Genomic DNA, 23126 nt, shown 5'->3' with positions numbered 1-23126 from the left:
GTGTAGTCGAAGGTGGTCTGCTGGAGCTGCGGCAATATCTGCGTTGTGCTGAACAGCACCGCGCCGACCGCCATCATCACCAGGAAGGATGTGCCGAACTGGCGGGTGAAAACCAGCCGCATGTCGACGATCGGATCGCGATGGCGAAACTCCCAGGGGATCAGGAAAAAGAACGAGACGGCCGAGATCACGGCGAATGTCGTGATGAAGCCCGACGCAAACCAGTCGTTGCGCTGGCCCTCGTCAAGGAAGATCTCAAGGGATCCGAGCGCCAGCACGACGAAGATGAAGCCGATCCAGTCGATCTTGAGGCCATCCTTCAGCCTCTCCTGGCGCTCGCGCTCCAGCACGTCTGGTTCGACCAGCAGCCATTGCACAAGGGCCAACGACATGATGCCGAAGGGCACGTTGATGAAGAAGATCCAATGCCAGGAGAAATGGTCGGTCAGCCAGCCGCCGATGGTCGGCCCGACCGTCGGTGCAACGATGACGGCGATGCCGTAGAGCGCGAAGGCCTGCGAGCGTTTTTCGGGCGGGAAAGTATCGGCGAGGATCGATTGCTCGCTGGGCGCCATCCCACCGCCGCCCAGCCCCTGAAGGATGCGAAACAGGATCAGCATTTCCAGGTTCGGCGCGAGGCCGCAGAGCAGCGACGCGAGGGTGAAGGTAGCGACGCAGATCATGTAGTAGCGTTTGCGGCCGATCACGCCGGCGAGCCAGCCGCTGATCGGGATGATGACGGAATTGGCGACCAGATAGGTGGTGATGATCCAGGTGCTTTCGTCCATTCCGGCCGCGAGGCTGCCGGCTATGTTGCGCAGCGCCACATTGGCAATGGACGTATCGAGCACCAGCATGAAGGTGGCGATGGAGACGACGATGGCGATAAGCCAGGGATTGCGCCCGCCCGCGGCGGACCGGCTTTCGCCGGCTTGCGCGGTCGCCTGGCCGGTCATCGCACCTTGACCGTCGGCACGACGGACATGCCGGGCCCGAGCAGCAGGCCGGTCTTCTTGTCGAAGACGATCTTCACGGGCACGCGCTGCACCACCTTGACGAAATTGCCGGTCGCGTTCTCTGCGGGCAGCAGGCTGAAAGCGGTTCCGCTGCCGGCCTGGATGCTGTCGACGTGGCCCCTGAAGGTCTGCTCCGGGTAGGCGTCGATATCGATCTCGACGGGCTGGCCAGGCCGCATAAGGTCGAGTTGTGTTTCCTTGAAGTTGGCCTTCACCCACACGTCCTCGGGCACGAACATCATCAGCACTTGCCCCGGTTGGGCATATGCGCCCACGGCGGCGGATATGTTCGTCGCCCGTCCGGCCACCGGAGCGGTGATCGAGGTGCGGGAAAGCGCGGTGCGGGCCTGCTCTTCGCTGGCATGGGCCTGGTCGAGTTTTGCCGCCACGCTTTTGCGCTGGGCCTCGAGGACGGCGACTTGTCTCTGGGCCGCCACGACGTTCGCCTGCGAGCTGTCGAGCGTCGCCTGGGCCTGGCGAAGCGTCGAGGCAGCCTGTTGCGCCTGCTGCAGCGTTCCGGTTCCCTTGGCAAGCAATTCGCTGTTGCGCTGATTTTCGGCTTTCGCGAAATCAAGCGCTGCCCGGCCTTGCGACACCTGCTTCTGGGCTTGGTCCACCTTGGCCTGCTGCGCTTCGATCTGGGCTGCGATGTCAGCGGTTTCGGCGTCGGCCTGCGCCACCTGCGCCTGAACCTGCTTGAGGGATGCCTGATAATCCCTGTCATCGATGCGCAGCAGGACATCGCCGGCCTTTACGCTCTGATTGTCGGTCACCGCCACATCGGTGATGCGGCCGGCGATTTCGGCACCTATGGTTACGGTACGGGCGTCGATGAAGGCATCGTCGGTCCATTCATACTGTCGCGCCTGGAGCCACCAGATTATCGCTGCGGCCGATGCCAGCAGCAGAACAAGGATGACCGCCGCGGTGACGTAGGGGTGCCGCCTGAGCGAGCCGAACAGGCCCTCTTTGTTCCCGGCGGAAGCATCGAGGTCCTGTTTCGGTTGTGGGCGCGACGAGGCGCGCTTCGGTCGTGCATCGGGGCGACGTTTTGTTTGAGGTCTTTCGTCGACCGGTGCGACGTCTGGAGAATTCGTGTCCACGTTAGCGGTCCGCGGTAGGGTTGGTGCGGCAAAAGCCGCGTACTGGAAGGACGTAAATCAACGGACCCGCGTCCGAAAAAGTTCCTGTTTCAGATTGAGGGTTTGTGGCCGGCCGCGCTAGGCGAAGTGCAGCAGCATCATCACCAGCACGATGCCGACAAGTCCCGCAATGAAGATGATACGGCGCGTTCGCGTTCGCAGGATAATCTCGCCTTGCCGCGCATCCTCTGCGGAAAAACAGGCCCCTCCTTGTCGGGATCGTTGCTCATGAGCTGCTCCTTCCGACGAATTTGGAGTGTCTCAGGCAGCTAAACCTGCTCATCCCGGCAAGGTTCCCCAGAAATCACGGGAGCTGACGGCCGGGGTCACGCTTTGCCAGCCGACAAGCGCAAGCCAGTCCGGGCCACGCCGGGCGCGCCATCAGTCGGCCGGCAACGCATAGGCGATCACGTCGTCGCCGACCTTCGTCTCCATGAAATGATGACCGCCGGGCGCGATGACGACATATTGCCGGCCGCCGACCTCATAGGTCATCGGGGTGGTCTGGCCGCCAGCGGGCAGATCCGTCTGCCAGACCACCTTGCCGGTCTTGATGTCGATGGCGCGCAGCTTGTCGTCCGTCGCCGCCGCGATGAAGATCAGGCCGCCGGCGGTCACGAGCGGCCCGCCATTGTTTGGCGTGCCGATATCCAGCGGCAGCATGGACGGGATGCGCCAGGGGCCATTCTCGACCGCCTCGCCGAGCGGCTTGTCCCAGAGCGTCTTGCCTGTCTTCAACTCGATGGCACGGATATGGCCGTAAGGCGGCTCGGAACAAAGCAGCCCCGTCGAGAGGCGCCAGCCCGCGTTGACGGCAATGGCGTACGGCGAACCCATCTGCGGGTCACCCATGTCCTTGGCCCTTTTCGAAGCGCCGCCCTGTTCGATCGACCTGAAGCCTATCTGGTCCGCCTTTTGGCGCGGTATCAACTGATCATAGTTGGGCATGTCGTTGTAATTGGCGACCAGGATGCCGGCATCGGTGTCGACGGCGACGCTTCCCCAGTCGGAGCCGCCATTGTAGCCGGGATATTCGATGAAAGGCTTGTCCACCGTGGGGGGCGTATATTCGCCCTGGTAGGAAGCCTGCCGGAACTGGATGCGGCAGTAGAGCTGGTCGAGCGGGCTCATGCCCCACATATCCTTCTCGGTCAGCACAGGCTGGTCGAGATGCGCATAACCGGAATAAGGCTGCGTCCTGGACAATTTCTCTGGTTCGACGCCGCCCGACGGCACCGGCCGTTCTTCGACCGGGAACAGCGATTTTCCGGTCTTGCGGTCGAGCACATAGATCTGGCCCTGCTTGCTGGGCACGATGATTGCGGGAACCTTTCCATTGACTGACGGAAAATCGACGAGTGTCGGCTGCGAACCGAGGTCATAGTCCCAAAGGTCGTGATGGACGGTCTGAAAATGCCAGACCGGCTTGCCCGTCGTGACATCGATGGCGACGATTGAGGAATTGTATTGGTTTTCGAAGTCCTTGCGATCGACGCCGTAATAGTCGACGGCGGCGTTGCCGAGCGGCAGGAAGACATAGCCGAGCTGCGGATCGGCGGCGGCTACGGTCCACATGTTCGGCGTGCCGCGCGTGTAGGTATCGCCCTGGGGCGGTGCGCCCGTGCGGTCCGGATGGCCCATGTCCCAAGCCCAGACCAGTCTCCCCGACATCACGTCATAGCCGCGCACGACGCCTGACGGCGCATCCTCGGCCTGGCCGTCCTGCACCTGGGCGCCAAGCACGGCAATGCCGCGCACGACGGTCGGAGGCGCCGTCACCGAATACCAGCCGGGCACGGTCTTGCCGAGCCCCTGGGTGAGATCGACGACGCCCTGCTGGCCGAAATCGCCACATGCCTTCCCGGTCCTGGCGTCGATGGCAATCAGCCTTGCATCGAGCGTGCCCCACAAGATGCGTGTTGCGCATGGTCGATCGGCGCTTGCGCCTGGAACGGCGTAGTAGGCGACGCCCCGGCAACTGGCGCCGTATGGGATGGCGGCGTCGGATACCTTCGGATCATAGCGCCACTCCTCCTTGCCGGTTGCCGCGTTGGCCGAGATGACGATGCCCTTGGCCGAACATGCAAACAGGTGCCCGTCCACTTCGAGGGGGGTGTTTTCCGGGGAGTATTTGTCGGTCGCCGCCTTGCTTGGCATATCGCCCGTGTGGAAATCCCAAACTTTGGTCAGCTTCGCGACGTTGTCGGCGGTGATCTGTTTGAGAGGCGAATAGCGGGTGGCAAGTTCCGAGCCGCCATAGACGGGCCAATTCGGTCCAGCCTGGTGTATCGCGACATCGGGCTGAGGGCTGACCGGAGACTGACCGGATGCGCTTCCTGCGGCGGGTGGCGTGACCGGGGTAACCGGGGATGCCTCCTGGGATTGTGCCGAGGGCGTGAAATGCTGAAGCCCGATCGCGCAGCCGACAATGAAAAGGGCAGCGGATGCGGTTGCGCAGCCGCGGTCGCGAACCCGTTTCGCGTGCCCGGCGCGAAAGGCAGGCAAGGTCAAAAGAACGAAGATCAGGATGACCGTCGGCGCGAGCACCCGGGGCATCAACCCCCAGCCGTCCATGCCAACTTCCCAATAAGCCCAGGCGAGCGTCGCGATCCAGGTCAGGACGTAGAGCCAGACTCCGGCGGCATTGCCGCTCAAAAGCAAAACACCCGCCGCCAGGAGAGCCACTCCGGTGGGCAAATAGTACCAGGAGCCGCCCAGCGCGACGAGCCAGGCGCCGCCTGCGCCGATCAGCAGACCAAGTATTGCCAGCAGCACACCCACGAACATAGTCCACCAGAAGGCGACGCCGGAGCGACGCCTGTCCGCGAGATTCGGATTGGCAGAAGTCATGACAGCATTTCCATTACGACAGGCTCATGATTGTTTCGAACGCTGGCCGTCCCGCATGGTTGCGATCGGCCGCGGTTTTCGAGGGTGCTCCCAACTCACCATTTTGTGAGCATTCCGCGCCGACGGAACCTTTGTCGCTTTGCCGCCGTTAGGCGCTCGATCCAAAAGCTTGTTCCAAGCGAAAAATCGGCGAGGATGCCGCAGGTCTTTTCCAGCAACGCCAATGGGATTGCCCGCTTCTTTCTGTGGGGTGTTTGCTGTTTCGCGCTTCTGGCGGCCGTCGGCGGCACGGCGTTTTTGCGTTCAGGGTTCGTTACCGGCGTGGGGCAACCGGTGGCCCAGGCCGTTCCGTTCAGCCACAAGCATCATGTCGGCGATATCGGACTGGACTGTCGTTATTGCCACAACGGGGTCGAGACATCAGCCTCGGCGGGGCTGCCGGCGACAGAAGTGTGCATGACCTGTCATTCGCAGCTCTTCACCAATGCCGAGATGTTGGCGCCGGTGCGCGCAAGTCTCGCCTCGGGACAGCCGCTGCAATGGCAGCGGGTCAATTCGGTGCCGGATTTCGTTTACTTCAACCACTCCATCCATATCGCCAAGGGCATCGCCTGCGAGACCTGCCATGGCGCGGTCGACGAGATGCCGCTGACGCGACGGGCGCATTCATTGTCGATGGAATGGTGCCTTGGCTGCCACCGCGACCCCGGTCCCAACCTTCGCCCGCCGCAAGCCGTTTTCCTGATGCACTGGAAGCCGCCTGACGACATCGAGCAGATCCGGCGTTCCCTGATCAGCGTGCTCGACATTCATCCCGAGACCATGACGGATTGCTATGTCTGCCACCGTTGACCGAAATCCGGCTTTCGATCTTGCGGCATTGCGGGTCGCCGCGGCGGGGCGCGAGCCATGGCGAAGCATGGACGAACTGGCTGACACGGCGGAGTTCCAGCGCTTTGTGGAGGCGGAATTCCCCGCGATGGCCGATCCCCTTCAGCCTGGCTTCGACCGGCGCACCGTCCTGAAACTGATGGGTGCATCGCTGTCGCTGGCCGGACTGGCCGCCTGCAGCGAGGCCGAGAGCATCGTGCCTTATGTCCGCCAGCCGGAGAACATCATTCCCGGCCGGCCGCTCTACTACGCGACAGCCCTCTCCAGCGACGGCTACGGCATCGGAGCCGTGATCGAGAGCCATGAGGGCCGGCCGACAAAGGTCGAGGGCAACCCGGATCATCCGGCATCGCGCGGCGCCACCGATGCCGTCATGCAGGCGGCGGTGTTGTCGCTGTTCGATCCCGAGCGATCTCGCACGCCGCTCAAGCTGGGCGAGCCCGCAAGTTACGATGAGTTCCTGAAAGATATCGCCGAACTGGCTGGTGGATTCCTCGCTTCAGGCGGGCAAGGGCTGGCATTGCTGCTCGAGGCGACGACATCGCCGACGACGAAGGCGCAGATCGCGGCGCTGAGGGTGCGCTATCCCAGACTTCGCGTCTTCCGCCACGATCCGCTTGCGGCCAATTCCGGTGAACAGGGAACGGGTACATTGTTCGGCAGGCCGTTGACGGCGATCTACCGTTTCGACCGCGCCGATGTGATCGTCAGCCTGGATGCCGATTTCCTGGGCGATGGTCCGGGGCGCCTGGCCTATGCTCGTGATTTCGCGCAGCGGCGGCGGGTGCGCAAATCTCCGGACACGATGAGCCGCCTCTATGTCGTCGAGACGACTCCCACCATCACGGGTGCTGCCGCCGACCATCGCCGAGCTATCAGGCCAAGCGCCGTCGCAAGCGTTGCGGCGGCGATCAAGGCCGCCCTCGATGGCGACAATGCCGCGGCCGGCTTGTCGCCGCTCGGTCCGGAATGGACAAACGCGCTTGCCGACGATCTGCGCGGCGCCGGCCGCAATGCGCTTGTGGTGGCCGGAGCGCACCAGGCACCGTCCGTGCATGCCTTGGCCCTAGCGATGAATGCCAGGCTTGGTGCCCTTGGCAACACGCTGCAATTGATCGAGCCGCCTGATGCCATGCCGGTGGATGGCGATCTTGCAACGCTCTGCGGGGCCATCACGGATGGTTCGATCGACAAGACCGTCGTGCTCGGCGCCAATCCCTTGCACACGGCGCCATCGGACATCGATGCACGGAAGGCTTTTTCGAGCCTGAAGCTTCTTGTCCACTGGGGACTCTACCGCGATGAGACGGCGTTTCTGGCTCGCTGGCATATCCCAGCCGCGCACGAGTTGGAGAGCTGGAGCGATATCCGGGCCTATGACGGTACGGTTTCGATCGTGCAGCCGCTCATAGAGCCTCTGTTCGGTGGCAAGAGCCTGCATCAGTTGCTTGCCGCGCTGGGCGGTGAATTCGGCGCCAATGCGCAGGCACCGGTGCGCCGGACGTGGGCCGCCATGGACGAGGTGGCCTGGCGCAAGGCGCTGCGCGACGGCATCGTGCCGAACACTGCTGCTGGTCCCGCTGCCGTTTCGGCACCGCCGGATAGCGATGGCTCGGCACCCAATGCCGCCACCAAAGGGTTGGAGGTTCGCTTCGTCGCCGATCCCTGGCTTCGCGACGGCCGCCACGCCAATTCATCCTGGCTTCAGGAATTGCCCCGGCCGTTAAGCAAGCTCGTCTGGGGCAATGCGGCGCTGGTCTCGCCAGCCACCGCGCAGCGCCTGAGGCTCGAAAACGGGCAGGTGGTCAACCTGGCGCGGGACGGCAGGACGCTGGACGCACCCGTCTGGATCACGCCGGGACAGCCTGACGACACAGTGACGCTGTCGCTCGGTTTTGGACGCAAGGCCGGCTCGGTGGCGGCACTCGCGGGCGGCTACGATGCCTTCGCGATCCGGACCAGCGATGCGCCATGGTTTGCCGACGATGTCGTCCTGAGCCCGCGCGGCGGTTCGGCGCGTGTAGTCACGACCCAACATCATCAAGCGATGGAGGGCAGGGCGATCATCCGCCATGCTTCGCTCGATGCGTTCAGGGCAAATCCCCATTTCGTGCGCGACCACGCGCCCCCAGCGCCCGTGGAATCGCTCTACCCCGACTGGAGCTACGACCAGGAAGCCTGGGGCATGTCGATAGACCTGTCGGCCTGCATCGGCTGCATGGCCTGCGTGTCGGCCTGTCAGGCCGAGAACAACATCGCAACGGTGGGGCCGGACGAGGCGGCACTCGGACACGAAATGCACTGGCTGCGCGTCGACCGCTACTATGCGGGCGGGATCGACGATCCGGACATGTTCTTCCAGCCAGTGCCGTGCATGCATTGCGAGAAGGCCCCCTGCGAGGTCGTCTGTCCGGTCAATGCGACCATCCATACGCATGACGGTCTGAACGCGCAGGTGTACAACCGCTGCATCGGCACGCGCTACTGTTCGCAGAACTGTCCCTACAAGGTGCGGCGGTTCAATTTCCTGGAGTACCAGGAGTTCGACAATGACAGCGCGGGACCGGAGCAGGCCGTCCACAATCCCGATGTCACCGTGCGTTCGCGCGGCGTCATGGAAAAATGCAGCTACTGCGTACAGCGCATTTCGCAAAAACGGATCCGCGCCCAGATCGAGAACCGGGAGATCGAGGACGGTGAGATCGTCACCGCCTGCCAGCAGGCGTGCCCGACAAAAGCCATCACCTTCGGCGATCTCAACAGGAAGGATTCGCAGGTCGTCCAGGAAAAGGCCTCGCCACACAATTACGCGCTGCTCGAAGAACTGAACACAAGACCGCGCACCACCTATCTGGGCAAGGTCAGCAACCCTAACGACAGGCTCGCCGCGACATCCGGCTCGGAGGGCGGCGATGGCTGACGTGGCCGCCCGCAGGACGAGCAAAGGCATGACACCTGTGCTGCGCGGGCGTCACGATTTTCCAGAGATCAGCGGCCGTATCAGCGCGGTGGTCCTGCAAGGGAAGTTGCCGCGGTTCTTCTGGTCGGCGTTCTTCGTCTGCTTCGCATTCGTATTGCTGTTCCTCTATTCCATCACCTACCTGGTCTCGGTCGGCGTTGGCGCCTATGGGGTCAACATTCCCGTGGTCTGGGGCACGATGATCTCGAGTTTCGTGTGGTGGATCGGCATTGGCCATGCCGGTACGCTGATCTCAGCGGTGCTGCTGCTGCTGCGCCAGCCCTGGCGCGCCTCGATCAACCGCTTCGCCGAGGCGATGACGCTGTTTGCCGTGGCGATGGCCGGCCTCTACCCTATCCTGCATCTTGGCCGGCCGTGGTTCTTCTATTGGCTCCTGCCCCTGCCCAACACCCACATGCATTGGCCACAATGGCGCAGCCCGCTGGTCTGGGACTTCGCCGCGATTTCCACCTACGCCACCGTCTCGCTGCTGTTCTGGTACACGGGATTGCTGCCTGATCTCGGCGTGCTGCGCGACCGGGCGAAGTCGCGTGGCGGGCAACTTTTCTACGGCGTCCTCGCGCTGGGCTGGCGCGGCTCGGCCTATCATTGGGCGCGCTATCGGACGGTCTATTTCCTGATGGCGGCACTCGCAACACCGCTGGTCGTTTCGGTTCATTCGATCGTCGCTCTCGATTTCACCTTCGCCATCACGCCGGGCTTCCATTCGACGATCTTTCCGCCCTATTTCGTCGCCGGCGCGCTCCTCTCCGGCTTCGCCATGGTGCTGACCATAGCCATTCCCTTGCGCTGGGCATTCGCTGTGGAAGACCTGATCACGCCGCGCCACATGGACAACGCCGCCAAACTGATGATCGCGGCCGGCATGGTCGTCATTTACGGCTATGCATCGGAAGCGTTCTTCTCCTGGTATTCGGGTGAGCCTTACGAGCGCGCGATGATGGTCCAGCGCGCCGTCGGCCCTTATGCGCCGCTGTTCTGGACCATGCTCTTCTGCAATTGCGCGGTGCTGCAACTGCTTTGGTTTCGCCGTGTGCGATCCAATATGCCGCTGCTGTTTTCGATCGCTCTGGTCATCAACATCGGCATGTGGCTCGAACGCTACATCATCGTGGTGACCGGCCCGAGCCGCGACTACCTGCCGTCGTCCTGGGGCGAGCAGTCGCTGACCTGGCTCGATTTCGGCATCCTGCTCGGATCGATCGGCACCTTCTTCGCGCTGGTCTTCCTGTTTATCCGCATCCTGCCGGCGATAACCATCTTCGAGGTCGAGGAACTGGCCGAGCAGAAAGGCGGCGCGGCATGAGCGTCCATGGCGTCATCGCGGCTTTCGCCGATCCGGATGCGCTGACCAGGGCGGCGCAAGCGATGCGCGACAAGGGGTACCGGCATATGGATGCGTTCTCGCCGTTCGAGGTGCACGGCCTGACAGACATATTGGGCATGCGAAAGACACGGCTGCCATGGGTCATGCTGGCGGGTGGCGTCGCCGGCGGCGTGCTGGTGTATGCATTGATCCTTTATTCCGTCGAGATCGACTATCCGGTCAATGTCGGCGGCCGGCCGCTGCATTCCTGGCCGCCGTTCACGGTCATCGCCTTCGAAGCCGCGATCCTGGCCAGCGTGTTTGCCGGCTTCTTCGGCATGCTGGCCGAGAACCGGCTGCCGCAATATTATCACCCCGTCTTCAACGCCGAGAGCTTCACCTACGCGAGCGGCGGCAAGTTCTACCTGCTGATCGAGGCCACCGACCCGAAATACCGCAAGGGCGTCACCAAGGGGCAGCTGACACGGCTTGGCGCCGAGACGGTCGAAGAGGTGGCGATATGAACCCGCGGCTGCTTTTGCCGGTTTGCCTGCTCCTCGGCGCCTGCAAGCAGGACATGGCCGACCAGCCTCGCTACGATCCGCTCGAAACCAGCAGAGAGTTCGCCGACGGCATGTCGGCAAGGACACCGGTCGAAGGCACGGTGACGCGCGACGCCGACCTGGCGGCGACGCCGGACAAATTCCCGTACCCGATCACCATGGCGCTGCTTCAGCGTGGGCAGCAACGCTTCGATATATTCTGCTCTCCCTGCCATGGCCGCACCGGCGACGGGCACGGGATGGTGGTCAGGCGTGGTTTCCCGCCGCCTCCGACCTACCATCAAGATGCGCTGCGCAAGGCGCCGGACCGGCATTTCTACGACGTCATCACCGACGGTTACGGTGCGATGTATCCCTATGCCGCGCGTGTCGAGCCGCGGGACCGCTGGGCGATCGTGGCCTATATCCGGGCGCTGCAATATTCGCGACATGCTGCGGCCGGCACGCTGCCCGAATCCGTTCGCGCGAAACTCGATGCCGAGGCGGCACGATGAAGCGCGCCGCCCGGCCCGACGACCACCTCGTCCTGCTGCTCGCAGCCGCCGCCGCAGGGCTCTCTCTGTGCGCGGCCGGGCTGTTCGTCGCCCCGCGCGCGACACTGGCCGGCTGGCTGATGACGGCGGTGTTCCTGCTCGGATCGCCGCTTGGCGCAATGACCCTGCTCATGGTGCACGGGCTGACCGGGGGGCGCTGGGGCGACGCGTTGCGGCCGCCGCTGCGGGCCGCCGTCGCGACCTTGCCTGTCGCGCTGCTGTTGATGCTGCCGGTGCTTGCGCGGCTCGATCTGGTCTTTCCCTGGGCAGGAGCCGACCCGGCGCTGACGGAAGCGGTGCGCCAGAAAATGACCTATCTCAACGTGCCATTCTTCGTCGTTCGTTTCATCGTCTATGCTGTCGTCTGGCTGGCGCTGGCCTGGCTTGTACTTGGCTGGACGGCGCCCGGTTCGGCCGCAAGCAGGACCGGCGGCGGCTACGCCATCGGGCTCGTCGCGCACGGCTTTGCCGTGACGGTGTTTGCCATCGATTGGATGATGTCGATAGAGCCGGATTTTTCCTCCACCATCTATGCGATGCTCGAAGCGGCGGCCGAGGTCGTCGGCGTGTGCGGGCTGGCGCTGGCGGTGCTCTCGGCCGGCCGTGCGATCGAGTCGGCGCCGGGTGGCGAGGAGGACGTGGCGCTCGGCGAAGACCTCGCCAACATGATGTTCGGCTTCATGCTCATCTGGGCCTATCTGGCATTCATGCAGTGGCTGGTCGTCTGGGGCGGCGACCTGCCCGACGAAATCCATTGGTATGTCATCCGTGGTCGAAATGGCTGGCAGTATCTGCTTTGGCTGCTGATCGCGCTGCAATTTGCCTTGCCCTTCGCCGGTTTCCTGAACCGCTCCGTCAAGCGCAGCCGCGTTGGCCTGATAGGGCTCGGCGCGTTCCTGCTGGCCGGACATTTCGCCGATGTCGCCTGGCGCGTCCGGCCGGCTTTGTCCGCCCTCGGTGCAGGAGTGTCGTGGCCGGACCTCGCGGCAATGGTCGGCGCGGGCGGCATCTGGTTCGGGTGCTTCGTCTATATCTGGACCAGGCCTGATCGCATCGTCGTCTGGCGCGGGAGGCTGGCCCGTGGCTAAGGTCGTGCGTCATCCCGAAACACGCGATGTCTGGCCGAGGGCGCTCGTGCTCATTGGCCTCGGCCTGCTTGTCTTCCTGGCGCTCGCCGCGCTTGGGCTGAGACTGATTTTCGATACGGCCCCGTTCTGGCCACTTGCGGGCACGCAGATGAACGGCAGCGCCGCAGGTCCCGCCTTGCAGGATTTCCCCGGGGCCGATCTTGCCGCGTTCCGTCAGCAGGAAGATCGTGAACTCGGCATGCTTGCATGGGTCGACCGCAATGGTGGCATCGCGCGCATTCCGATCGACGACGCCATGAAGCTGATCGCCGCGCAGGGACTGCCGGAGGCGGTAACGCCCGCTGCGGCCGGTGAGGACTGCGCCTTGCTCGAAGGCCAGGTTCCGCGCGCGCCGCAGGCCGGCATTTGCCGCGCCCGAGCGGACGCGGCGCAGCCAAACGCCAGGGCGCCGCAGCAGGGCCAGGCCGCACCGGCCATGGGGGCGAGGCCATGAGGCGTTTGGTCCTGCCGCTCGTGCTCCTGGCTGCAATGACCGCCAGCGTGCGCGCGCGGCCGGTTTTCGAACCGCAGATCGGCGCGCAGCTCAGCCTCGATACAGTCTTCCGCGAGGCTTCGGGCGGACGGCAGACGCTTTCCGGCATTCTCGGCGGGCGGCCGGCGCTGCTCATCTTCGGTTACGACAAATGCCCCAACCTCTGCGGCGTGACCCAGCAGGCGGTTGCCTCGGATCTGAACAAGACCGGCCTCGATCCCGCGACCTACCACGCTCTCTTCGTCTCGATAGATGCTTCCGAGACCGTCGCGGATGCGGCGTCCATCCAAGCCGAAGTCGGGCGGTCCGCCGGTCAGGCAGGGTTGTCCGCGTGGCGCTTCCTGACCAGCGAGGATGGCGCTGGCGCCGCCCTTGCCGTGGAGGCCGGCATCACATTCGACCGGCGCGACCGGATCTCGCAATATGTCCACCCGATCGCGGTCATCGCGCTGACGCCGCAAGGCCGCATCGCGCAAGTACTTCCGGCGCTGAGTTTCGAGCCGCGAGATCTCAGGCTTGCCCTGGTCGAGGCGTCGGCCGGGCGGCTTGGCTCCATCGCCGATCACGTCTTTCTGCTGTGTGCCGGCTTCGATGCATCAAAGGGCCAGTACACGCCAGCGGTCTGGGCAGTCGTGAAGGTGACTGGCATGGCGACGCTGCTTGGCCTTGGCGCCACCATCCTCGTTCTGTCGCGAAGGAGGCCGATTTGACGTTCGGCATCCCTTTTACGCCGCCGCAGGCCTCCTCGATTGCCGGCAGTGTCGACGCCCTGTTCTACGTGCTGCTTGCCTTCACCGTCGCGCTGGGCGTCTTCCTGACCAGCCTGGTCGTTTTCTACGCCATCAAATATCGCGCCGGCTCCAAGGTGGAGCGAACGGGGGAGCGTGCGCGCAGCACGCCGCTCGAGGTGACCTGGACAGTCGCCAGCCTGCTGATCGCTTTCACCATCTTCGGATGGGGAGCCGTGCTGTTCCTGCGCCGCGAACACCCGCCCCTTGACGCACTCGAGATCGCCGGCCTTGGCAAGCAATGGATGTGGGAGTTCCGTCATCCTGGCGGCCAGCGTGAAATCAACGAACTGCATGTGCCGGTCGGCAAGGCGGTGATCGTGTCGCTGGCATCGCAGGACGTGATCCACTCATTCTTCGTACCTGCCTTCCGGGTCAAGCAGGACGCGGTGCCGGGGCGCACCACGCATGTCTGGTTCATCGCCAGCGAGCCCGGGCGGTATCATTTGTTCTGCGCGCAATATTGCGGCACCCAGCATTCGGAGATGGGCGGCTGGGTGACCGTGATGCCGCCGCAAGAATATGCGGCGTGGCTGGGCAACCAGGGCCAGGGTGAAACGCTTGCGGCCGACGGCGAAAAACTCTTCCGCGCGCTCGGCTGCTCCGGCTGCCATGGCAATTCCAGCAAGGTGAGGGCGCCGGATCTGGCTGGGGTCTTCGGACGGCCGGTGGCCTTGGACAATCAACAGACCGTCATCGCCGACGACCGCTATTTGCGCGATTCCATCCTCAATCCGAAGAAGGAGATCGCCGCCGGGTATGAACCCGTGATGCCGAGCTTTGACGGCCTTGTCGACGAGCAGGAGCTACAGATGCTGCTGGCATATCTCAAATCCCTGTCGCCGCGAGCAACCAGGGAAAGCGGGGCGACCCAATGAGCAGGCAAGCCTTGGCGCCTTCGAGCTATCTGCATGGGGAGGCCGGACCTGCCGCCTGGCTCTTGACCACCGACCACAAGCGCGTCGCCTGGCTCTACCTGATGTCGCTGACGGCGTTCTTTTTTCTTGGCGGTGCCTTTGCCGTGATGATCCGGATCGAACTCGCGTCGCCTGCGGGCGATCTGGTGTCGGACGATGTCTATAACAGGCTGTTTTCCCTGCATGGCATCATCATGGTGTGGTTCTTCCTGGTGCCGTCGATCCCCGCGACGCTCGGCAATTTCCTGCTGCCGCTGATGATCGGCGCGCGCGATCTCGCTTTTCCGCGGCTCAATCTCGCCAGCTGGTACGTGTTCATCTTCGGCAGCGCCTTTGCCCTGGCCGCGGTGCTCGCCGGCGGTGTCGACACGGGTTGGACCTTCTACACGCCGCTCTCGACGCTCTATGCCAACGGCTTCGTTTCGATGGCCGCGCTGGGTGTCTTCATCGTCGGCTTCTCGACGATCATGACCGGCATCAACTTCATCGTCACCGTCCACACGTTACGCGCGCCGGGGCTGACCTGGTTCAGACTGCCGATCTTCGTCTGGACGATGTATGCGACCGCGCTGGTCATGGTGCTGGCGACGCCGGTGCTGGCCGCCTCGCTGATCCTGATCGTGCTGGAGCGTGCCTTCGGTATCGGCATCTTCAATCCCGCGCTGGGCGGCGACCCGCTGCTGTTCCAGCATCTGTTCTGGTTCTACTCACATCCCGCGGTCTACATCATGATCCTGCCCGGCATGGGCGTGGTTTCCGAAGTGCTGCCCTGCTTCAGCAAGCGCCCGCTGTTCGGCTACAAGGCGGTGGCGATGTCTTCGATGGCGATTGCCGTGTTCGGCTTCCTGGTCTGGGGTCACCATATGTTCGTATCAGGCCAGTCGGCCTATGCCGGCATCGTGTTCTCGTTCCTGTCGTTCTGCGTCGCGATCCCCTCGGCGATAAAGGTGTTCAACTGGACGCTGACGCTGCGCAAGGGCGAAATCACTTTCGAGACGCCCATGCTTTATGCGCTGTTTTTCCTGGCGCTGTTCACTTTCGGGGGGCTGGCCGGCCTGTTCCTGGCCGCTCTCGCCGTCGACGTCCACGTTCATGACACCTATTTCGTCGTGGCGCATTTCCATTACATCATGGTCGGCGGCATGGTGACGGCCTACATGGCGGGGTTGCATTTCTGGTGGCCGAAGATCACCGGCCGCGTCTATTCCGAAACCTGGGGCCGTATCGCCGCGACCGTGACCTTCCTCGGCTTCAACCTGACTTTCTTCCCGCAATTCGTGCTCGGTTTTCTCGGCATGCCGCGGCGCTATCACACCTATCCGCCGGAGTTTCAGTTCTGGCACGTATTGTCCTCGGCCGGCGCGGTCGTTCTGGCCGTCGGCTATCTTATGCCGCTGCTCTATCTCGGCTGGTCGCTGTTTCGCGGGACGCGGGCGCCGGCCAACCCGTGGGGCGCGACCGGCCTTGAATGGCAGACGGCTTCGCCGCCGCCCCCGCATAATTTCGACACCATGCCCGTGGTCAGGCGGCCGGCCTATGACTATGCCATGAAAGGCCTGAGGCACGAGACGTTCAGCCCGCACAGGGACGAAGCCTCATGAGCGGGCCGACCGAAAGCATTGCCTTCGATACACGGGCCCGCGAGAAGGCGGCCGATGCGTTCGGCATGTGGATTTTCATCGGCTCCGAGGCGATGCTGTTCGGCGCGATCGTGCTGGTGTTCCTCTACGCCCGATTGAGCTATGGCGCGGCATTCGCCGCGGCGTCGCAACATCTGTCATTGCCGCTCGGCACGCTGAATACGGCGGTTCTGATCACCAGCAGCTTCGCGATGGCGCTTGCCCATATGTTCACGGCTGCCCGGCGTTGGCGGCCCGCCTTCTGGGCCTTGATGTCCACGAGCCTGCTTGGCTGCATCTTTCTGGTGATCAAGGCCGTCGAATACAGCAAGGAATTCAGCGAGGGCCTGGCGCCGGTGCTCGGCGCGCCGTTCCGCTTCGCAGGCCCAGATCCGGCCCATGCCGAATTCTTCTTCGCGCTCTATTTCGCCATGACATCGCTGCACGCGCTGCATCTGATAGGCGGCATCGCGGTGATTGCCGGCATGCTGTTGCTCTGGCCGAGGACCGCGCAGGCGAGCCGGGCGCGCCGCGTGCAGGCGATCGGACTCTACTGGCATTTCGTCGACATCGTCTGGGTGTTCCTGTTCCCGGTCCTCTATCTGATCAACCGGGCCTGACGACGATGAGCGACCTCGCCAAGCTCACATTCGCCTATCTCGCGCTGCTCGCCTTGCTGGCGCTTACCGTCGGCTCTTCGTTTGTCGACCTCGGTGGGTTCAATTCCGCGATCAATCTTGCCGCGGCGGCTGCCAAGACAGTGGTGATCGCGCTGCTGTTCATGCATCTGGCGGGCGAGGGCATCCTCCCCAGGCTCGCGGTCGCGGCGGTGGGCCTGTGGCTGGCCATTCTCTTTGGCCTGACCCTGATCGGGCAATAGCCTGCGGGGCCTAGTGTGGCGCGCGTCATCAACGTTCGCGCGGATTGCCCAGGGCTGGATCACGGCGCCTCGTGTAGCCGTCGACGCGGGGCAAGCCGTCGGCCATGTCGATGAATGGCAGGTGCATATCCCAATAGGCCTGTGCCTGTGGCGGAAACCGCTCCGGCGCGTCCATGAAGCCGATCGAGACATAGAGTTCGTCACGCAGGCCTTCGTCGGCATAGAAGATCGAGGTACCGCAATCGGCGCAAAAGGAGCGGATGACCCCCTTCGTCTTCGAAAAGGTCTTCGGCTTCCCGGCGGTCAGCTCGACCTGGTGCGGGCGATAGCCGATCCAGATGGTCATCGGTCCGCCGGTCGCCCGCCGGCAATCGTCGTCATGATCGAAGCAGATCCAGAAAGGCTCTCCTTCCATCACCGCCATGACGGCACCGCAAAAACAATGTCCGCGCTCGATGCGAGCCATGTTGCTGTCCGTTGTCAGAGACTGTCGGTCGTCAGGACGGCGCTTCCGCTGCGGTCGAGCATGAATTTTCTCCGAAGCTGTTGGGGGATCTGATCCTGCGGGGTCAACGCAGCGCCGCCAAATTGGTTTCCGGCCATAGGAGCGGCGGCGGATTCAAATCTGCGCTTCCGGCCTAGCCGCTGGAACCTGCCGGTCGAAACCAGGTTATGACTGTGCCAAAGGAGGACCGGCCATGACTGGAAGCGAAAATCGCCGCGAGACTGGTGCCACCAAATATCCGGCCAGGAGCGACGGCGATCCCGCCGATTCATTCTCCCAGGACGCCGCAGGCAACAAGCCGCCGGCGTCCGGGCAAGGCCTGACGCGCCCTTCAGGCGAGGTGAATGAGAAAACGCATCAGTCCGAGGGGCAGAATCCATCCCGGCGGGCGCCCCCCGACCAGCCGCCCAGAAAAGGCGCCGGCTCAGCCACTTCTGAGCACTCAAAAGACGGCCAAGTGCCGCCCGGAGGCCGGGAGCCTGGTGCGTTCGACAAGGAATGAACGATTCACAATTGACAAGCCGGCGGTGCTTGTGGATTAGTGAGAACGTTCTCAGAGAACGTTCTCACCGCTGCGGCGGACTTACCTTTGGGAGGAGGTATGGGTACCGACGAGATCCGGCTGGCTGTTCGCATCGCGAATATTGCAAAATCCTACGGACCCACAGTCGCACTCGATTCCGTCTCCATTGATCTGCGGCCAGGGGAAGTCCATGCGCTGTTGGGCGAGAACGGCGCCGGCAAATCGACGCTCGTGAAAATCCTCAGCGGCGTCGTGACGCCTGACGGCGGATCCATGTCGATCTTCGGCAAGCCTTATGCGCCGCATGGCATCATCGATGCGCGGGCGCAGGGCGTGGCGACGGCCTTTCAGGAACTCAGCCTGCTGCCGAATCTCAGCATCGCCGAGAATCTCGTGCTGCCGAAAATGCCGAAGGGCAAGCTAGGTCTCGTCTCGCGTCGCACCGCCAAGGCATCAGCTGGCAAGGTTCTTAACGACTACGCTCTCTCCCACTTTGATCCTGACACGCCCGTCGGCGTGCTTTCGCTTTCGGATCGTCAGCGGCTTGAGATCGTGCGCGCCTTCACCCATGCCTCGAAGCTCTTGATCCTCGATGAGCCGACGGCCGCGCTGGCGGACGTCGAATGGCTGTTTGAGCTCGTGCGCCGGCAGAAGAACCTGCAGACCGCCATCCTCTACATTTCCCACCGCCTCGGCGAGGTGCGCACCCTGTGTTCGCGCGCCACCATCCTGCGCAATGGCCGCAGCATCGGCACCGTCGAGTTGTCCGGCGCTTCGGACGAGAACATTTTCGAGATGATGGTCGGCCGAAGCGCGCGTGAGACGACCGCCTCGCAGCCTTTGGTCGCCGACACCGCGCCCGTCGCGCTCAGCGTTCGGGGCCTCTCCGGCGGCATTTTGCGCGACGTGTCGTTTGATGTCAGGCGAGGTGAGATCGTCGGCATCGCCGCGCTCGAGGGGCAGGGCCAACGCGACCTGTTCAGGACGATGATCGGCCTCTCCAAGGCGAAAAGCGGCGGCATCGAGATCGACGGCGTGCCCGCCCAGATCGCCAGCCCGGGCGCCGCGCTCCATTTCGGCAACGGCCTTGCCTACCTGCCGGAGGACCGCAAGTCGGAAGGGATTTTCGCCGGCCTCAGCACCGCCAGCAACATGGTGTTGCCTATCATTTCGCGTATCGCGCAGGGTGGCGTCGTCTGGCCGGCCAGCGAGCGTCGCATTGCGAAAAAAACCGCTGAGGCGGTCGAACTGCAGGAGCGCTATCTGCAGTTCAAGATCGATGAGCTTTCCGGTGGCAACCAGCAGAAGGCGCTTCTGGCGCGCGTCATGATGACGGGTGCGCGCACTCTACTGCTTTTCGATCCGACGCGTGGAGTCGATGTCGGAACCAAGCAGTCGATCTACGAGGCGATCCGGAAGTTCGCTGCCGATGGCGGCTCGGTGCTCTTTTACTCGTCCGAACTGCCGGAACTCGTCCATCTCGCGCATCGCTGCATGGTGCTCTATGGCGGCCGCGTCTTCGCCGAATATCAGGGCGATGCCATCGATGAGCCGACTATCGTCGGCGCGCTGATCGGCCACGCTGCGGGCGCGGTGAATGGAGTGGCCGCATGACCGCGGTCCAGGCAAATCCCGCGCCCCGCCGCTCCGCGTTATGGAGGGCTGTCATCAGCGGCACCGGCATCGTGGCGATGATCTATGTCCTGCTTTATGCGCTCTACGCGTTCTGGCAACCGGATGCGCTTTCGGTCTACACCTTCACCGATCTCGTCAACAACTCGACGCCATTGGCGCTCGCGGCAGCGGGCGAGACGCTGGTCGTCATCAGCCGCGGCTTCGACTTGTCCGTCGCAGGCGTCGTCTCGCTGACCAATGTGCTGATGGCGGTCTATCCGTTCGGTGGTCCGGGCGGTGCGCTGGCCAGCCTCCTGATGTGCTGTGCGATCGGCGGTGCCGTCGGCGCAATCAACGGCATTCTCGTGGCCAGGCTTGGACTGCAGACCATCGCGGCGACGCTCGGCACGATGATCGTCTGCCAGGGACTTGCGCTGGTTATCCTGGACGCGCCTGGCGGTATGGTTGCCGACTTCGTCACCTATACGCTGACCGACACCCTGTTCGGTATCATCCCGATCGCCGGGCTGTTTCTGGTTGCCGCCATCGCGCTTTGGCTTGCCTTCCGGCGGACCAATACCGGGATCGGCCTCTATGCGATCGGCGCCGACGAGCAGTCGGCTCGCTTCTCCGGCGTGCCCGTGGCAGGGGTACGCATCACGGCCTTTGTCGGCGCCGGCATCCTTTACGGCGTCGCCGGCTTCATGCTGAGCGCCCAGACGGCGACAGGAAATCCGACAGCCGGCACGCCATTCCTGATGCTCACCTTTGCCGCAGTGGCGCTCGGCGGCACGCCGTTGAGTGGCGGCCGGGGCAGCCTCGTTGGCTCGATCCTGGGCGCCGGTACGCTGATGCTTTTGCAGAAGGTGCTTTTCTCGGGTGGGGTCTCGTCCTTCTACACCGGCATATTCCAAGGTTTCGTGCTGGTGCTTGCGATCGTGTTCGGCAGCGCCGTGGCGCGCCTGCTCAAGAAGGAAGAGATCCGGTGAACGCGCATAAGGACGTTGCGACGCGTTTCGAGGCCAACTCCGACCGGCGCGGCAGGCAAAGGCTCGACCGGGAGGTGGTCAATACGCTTGTCGTATTTGGGCTGAGTATCGTGCTTGTGGTGTGCTCGCGCTTCATCAGTCCGGCGCTGGGTTCCTGGGATCAGGTGCTGACGGTTCTCATCCTCGCGTCCTTCCTGATCGTGTTGTCGTTTGGGCAAGGGCTCGTCATCCTGATCGGTGGGCTCGACCTATCGGTCCCCGCCCTCATCACGCTCGGCGGCGTGTTGACGACGACGTGGATTGGTAGCGGCGATGCCGGCATCTGGTACATGCTGCCGGCCATTCTGGTCATTTGCGCGCTGGTCGGCACGATCAGCGGACTGGGAATTGTCTGGCTGAAGGTTCCTCCCTTCATCATGACCATGGCGACCTCGATCGTCGTGGCATCGGTGGCGCTGGGCTACACCAGCGGGACGCCGCGCGGCGGTTCTCCGTCCGCCTTGCTGTGGCTGATGAAGGAATGGTTCCTCGGCGTGCCGCTGGTCATCTACTTCACCGTCGCTTTCATCCTGTTCGGCTGGTTCTTGCAGAATTTCACTGCGCTCGGCCGCCGGCTCTACGCCCTTGGCACCAACAGGAACGCCGCTCTCATCGCCGGCGTCGCTGTCAATCGGCTCGAGCTCGTCCCCTATGCGATCAGTGCCGCTTGCGCAGGCTTCGTCGGCATGATGCTGGTGGGCTATTCGAACGGGGCGACGCTGAGGATGGGCGACAGCTACATGCTGCCTTCCATCGCTGCCGTCGTGGTCGGCGGCTCCTCGATCCTCGGCGGCAGCGGAACTTTCATCGGGACGGTCGGCGGCGCAATTCTTCTGACGACGCTTGGCACCGTTATCTCCGCTATCGGCCTCAACGAAGGATGGCGCACCGTCATAGAGGGCGCAATCATTGTCGCCGCCCTGCTGGTGCTGCGCGGTGAATTCCTGGCCGATCTCGGAAATCGAATGCTGACGCGGAGGAAGTGACCATGCCTGTGCGTGAAATGCGTTTTGTCCAATTGTGAGAACGTTCTCACAAGCTCTGGTCCGGCACCTGCAAGGGCCAAATTCCAACGGGAGGTTGATCGAAATGAGGCTGTTAAAAAGACTGGGACTGGCCGCGTCGCTGACGCTTGCCACCGCCATGGGCGTTGGGATGGTTGTCGACCATGCCCAAGCGCAGGACAAGAAGTTCAAGATATATCTGTCGCTGAGCTACAGCGGCAATTCGTGGCAGTCGGAGGCCGCGAACATCGTCAAGGCGTTGGCGCAGACGCCGCCCTACGACAAGACGGTGGAGCTGAAGGAAGTCATCTCGGGAACCGACCCCCAGGCTCAGATCTCGGCCTATGAAAGCATGATACAGGCTGGCGCCGACGGCATCATCAGCTTCCCGATCTCGTCGACGGCGCTGAACCGCACGGTCCATCGCGGCTGCCAGAAGGGCGTGCTCTTCTTCATGTACGACGCCACGGTGACCGAGCCTTGCGCCTACAATGTCAGCTATATCACCGCAGGCTTCGGCGAGAACACCGCCCAGGCCTTGGTCAATATCCTGGGAGGCAAGGGCAAGATCTTCCTGAGCCGTGGCGTCCCGGGCAACTCGGTGGATAAGCGCCACACCGACGGCGCGATGCACATTTTCAACCAGTATCCCGGCATCAAGGTCGTCGCGGAATACTACTCCTACTGGGATGACCGCACCACACAGCAGGAGACGGCCAAGGCTCTCGCTGCGCATCCCGATGTTGACGGCATCTGGGCTCAGGCAGGCGAATATGGCGCCGTTCAAGCGCTGCTCGACAAGGGCAACAAACTGGTTCCGATGACCGGCGAGAACTCGGACGGTTTTCGTCTCGGACTGGCAGACCCGAAGATGCAAGGCATGGGTCTCAAGGGTGTGTCCGCCGGTTCGCCGCCTGCTACGTCAGGCTATGCCTTCAAGCTGATGATGGAGATCCTGACCAAGAAGCGCGACCTGAAGCCGATGAACATCGAGTACCCGCTGCCTTGGGTGCCAGCGGATCAAGTAAAACCCTGCAAAGGCGATACCTTCGCCGACGGGTGCAATGTTTTCCCGTCCGACAAGGTCCCGAGTTCCTTCGTCACCGAGGTCTTCAATCCCGATTTGCTGCCGGAACTGTCGCTGCAGTCGGCGCTCGAGGGCAAGCCAACACCAGGAGCGACCATTCAGGCATTGCCTGCGGACGTGAAGCAGGCGCCCGATGCCCCTGGCATCAACTGCTCATCGTGCAAGGCTCCGGCCGACGAATACAAGCTCACCAAGATCGAGCCGACGGTAAAACCCTGACGATCAGCAATGCAACAGGTGGACGGCATCCTGCCGCCCAC

The 23126-nt window shown here is 63.4% G+C and carries 20 protein-coding genes; 16 read left to right on the top strand and 4 right to left on the bottom strand.

The window, feature by feature from the left end; genetic code table 11:
* The 3 genes from FJ986_RS22535 to FJ986_RS22520 all read right to left on the bottom strand — a co-directional run.
* Window positions 1–956 (bottom strand): DHA2 family efflux MFS transporter permease subunit (locus tag FJ986_RS22535; RefSeq protein ID WP_140649683.1); only part of this gene is annotated, 956 nt, incomplete at its 3' end.
* Entirely contained in the window at window positions 953–2119 is a 1167-nt protein-coding gene (locus FJ986_RS22530) for an HlyD family secretion protein (protein WP_140556194.1), read from the bottom strand. The genes FJ986_RS22530 and FJ986_RS22535, both read right to left, overlap by 4 nt.
* A gap of 420 nt (window positions 2120–2539) precedes the next feature.
* Window positions 2540–5008 (bottom strand): membrane-bound PQQ-dependent dehydrogenase, glucose/quinate/shikimate family, encoded by a 2469-nt coding sequence (locus FJ986_RS22520; RefSeq protein ID WP_140675671.1) that lies wholly within the window; start codon window positions 5006–5008, stop codon window positions 2540–2542.
* Between the two features lie 195 nt (window positions 5009–5203).
* Between FJ986_RS22520 and FJ986_RS22515 the strand changes: the two genes are divergently transcribed.
* Genes FJ986_RS22515 through FJ986_RS22460 form a run of 12 tightly spaced genes read left to right on the top strand, consistent with a single transcriptional unit; the run spans window position 5204 to window position 17105 of the window.
* Window positions 5204–5860 carry a cytochrome c3 family protein gene (locus FJ986_RS22515; RefSeq protein ID WP_140675668.1) on the top strand — a complete coding sequence of 219 codons (657 nt, stop codon included), beginning with the start codon at window positions 5204–5206 and terminating at the stop codon, window positions 5858–5860.
* On the top strand, window positions 5844–8819 hold the full coding sequence (locus FJ986_RS22510; RefSeq protein WP_140675666.1) for a TAT-variant-translocated molybdopterin oxidoreductase: 2976 nt from the start codon (window positions 5844–5846) through the stop codon (window positions 8817–8819). The genes FJ986_RS22515 and FJ986_RS22510 overlap by 17 nt, the downstream gene beginning before the upstream one ends.
* Complete coding sequence (gene nrfD, locus FJ986_RS22505) at window positions 8812–10185, top strand: NrfD/PsrC family molybdoenzyme membrane anchor subunit (RefSeq protein WP_140675663.1); 1374 nt, start codon at window positions 8812–8814, stop codon at window positions 10183–10185. Before FJ986_RS22510 ends, nrfD begins: the two co-directional genes overlap by 8 nt.
* On the top strand, window positions 10182–10709 hold the full coding sequence (locus tag FJ986_RS22500; protein WP_140518005.1) for a DUF3341 domain-containing protein: 528 nt from the start codon (window positions 10182–10184) through the stop codon (window positions 10707–10709). Before nrfD ends, FJ986_RS22500 begins: the two co-directional genes overlap by 4 nt.
* Window positions 10706–11242 carry a cytochrome c gene (locus tag FJ986_RS22495; protein ID WP_140518006.1) on the top strand — a complete coding sequence of 179 codons (537 nt, stop codon included), beginning with the start codon at window positions 10706–10708 and terminating at the stop codon, window positions 11240–11242. Before FJ986_RS22500 ends, FJ986_RS22495 begins: the two co-directional genes overlap by 4 nt.
* Window positions 11239–12369, top strand: a complete 1131-nt coding sequence (locus FJ986_RS22490) for a hypothetical protein (protein ID WP_140522232.1) — start codon at window positions 11239–11241, stop codon at window positions 12367–12369. Before FJ986_RS22495 ends, FJ986_RS22490 begins: the two co-directional genes overlap by 4 nt.
* Window positions 12362–12862, top strand: coding sequence for a hypothetical protein (locus FJ986_RS22485; protein ID WP_140496129.1), 501 nt, complete (start codon window positions 12362–12364; stop codon window positions 12860–12862). The genes FJ986_RS22490 and FJ986_RS22485 overlap by 8 nt, the downstream gene beginning before the upstream one ends.
* Window positions 12859–13611, top strand: coding sequence for an SCO family protein (locus tag FJ986_RS22480; protein WP_140518008.1), 753 nt, complete (start codon window positions 12859–12861; stop codon window positions 13609–13611). Before FJ986_RS22485 ends, FJ986_RS22480 begins: the two co-directional genes overlap by 4 nt.
* A complete protein-coding gene (gene coxB / locus FJ986_RS22475; RefSeq protein ID WP_140518009.1) occupies window positions 13608–14567 on the top strand; it encodes a cytochrome c oxidase subunit II in 960 nt (319 codons plus the stop codon). The genes FJ986_RS22480 and coxB overlap by 4 nt, the downstream gene beginning before the upstream one ends.
* On the top strand, window positions 14564–16207 hold the full coding sequence (ctaD, locus tag FJ986_RS22470) for a cytochrome c oxidase subunit I (RefSeq protein ID WP_140518010.1): 1644 nt from the start codon (window positions 14564–14566) through the stop codon (window positions 16205–16207). Before coxB ends, ctaD begins: the two co-directional genes overlap by 4 nt.
* The gene (locus FJ986_RS22465) at window positions 16204–16845 is read left to right on the top strand and encodes a cytochrome c oxidase subunit 3 (protein ID WP_140522225.1); all 642 of its coding nucleotides are present in this window, start codon (window positions 16204–16206) and stop codon (window positions 16843–16845) included. Before ctaD ends, FJ986_RS22465 begins: the two co-directional genes overlap by 4 nt.
* Window positions 16846–16850: 5 nt before the next feature.
* Window positions 16851–17105 (top strand): cytochrome C oxidase subunit IV family protein, encoded by a 255-nt coding sequence (locus FJ986_RS22460; RefSeq protein WP_140522223.1) that lies wholly within the window; start codon window positions 16851–16853, stop codon window positions 17103–17105.
* A 28-nt stretch (window positions 17106–17133) separates the two neighbouring features.
* Here the strand turns inward: FJ986_RS22460 and FJ986_RS22455 are convergent, their stop codons facing one another.
* Entirely contained in the window at window positions 17134–17571 is a 438-nt protein-coding gene (locus tag FJ986_RS22455; RefSeq protein ID WP_140522221.1) for a GFA family protein, read from the bottom strand.
* Window positions 17572–18211: 640 nt separating this feature from the next.
* Between FJ986_RS22455 and FJ986_RS22445 the strand changes: the two genes are divergently transcribed.
* The 4 genes from FJ986_RS22445 to FJ986_RS22430 all read left to right on the top strand — a co-directional run bounded on the left by FJ986_RS22445 (window position 18212) and on the right by FJ986_RS22430 (window position 23085).
* On the top strand, window positions 18212–19747 hold the full coding sequence (locus FJ986_RS22445) for a sugar ABC transporter ATP-binding protein (RefSeq protein ID WP_140522217.1): 1536 nt from the start codon (window positions 18212–18214) through the stop codon (window positions 19745–19747).
* Window positions 19744–20736, top strand: a complete 993-nt coding sequence (locus tag FJ986_RS22440; RefSeq protein ID WP_140522215.1) for an ABC transporter permease — start codon at window positions 19744–19746, stop codon at window positions 20734–20736. The genes FJ986_RS22445 and FJ986_RS22440 overlap by 4 nt, the downstream gene beginning before the upstream one ends.
* Window positions 20733–21761: an ABC transporter permease gene (locus FJ986_RS22435; RefSeq protein WP_181169642.1), complete on the top strand. Its 1029-nt coding sequence runs from the start codon at window positions 20733–20735 to the stop codon at window positions 21759–21761. Before FJ986_RS22440 ends, FJ986_RS22435 begins: the two co-directional genes overlap by 4 nt.
* Before the next feature lie 103 nt (window positions 21762–21864).
* The gene (locus tag FJ986_RS22430; protein WP_224618028.1) at window positions 21865–23085 is read left to right on the top strand and encodes a sugar ABC transporter substrate-binding protein; all 1221 of its coding nucleotides are present in this window, start codon (window positions 21865–21867) and stop codon (window positions 23083–23085) included.
* The last annotated feature ends 41 nt before the right edge of the window (window positions 23086–23126 follow it).

This window comes from Mesorhizobium sp. B1-1-1, from assembly GCF_006442955.1.
Taxonomy (GTDB): domain Bacteria; phylum Pseudomonadota; class Alphaproteobacteria; order Rhizobiales; family Rhizobiaceae; genus Mesorhizobium.
Note: the sequence above shows the minus strand (reverse complement) of the source record. Positions and strands in the feature narration are given on the sequence as shown.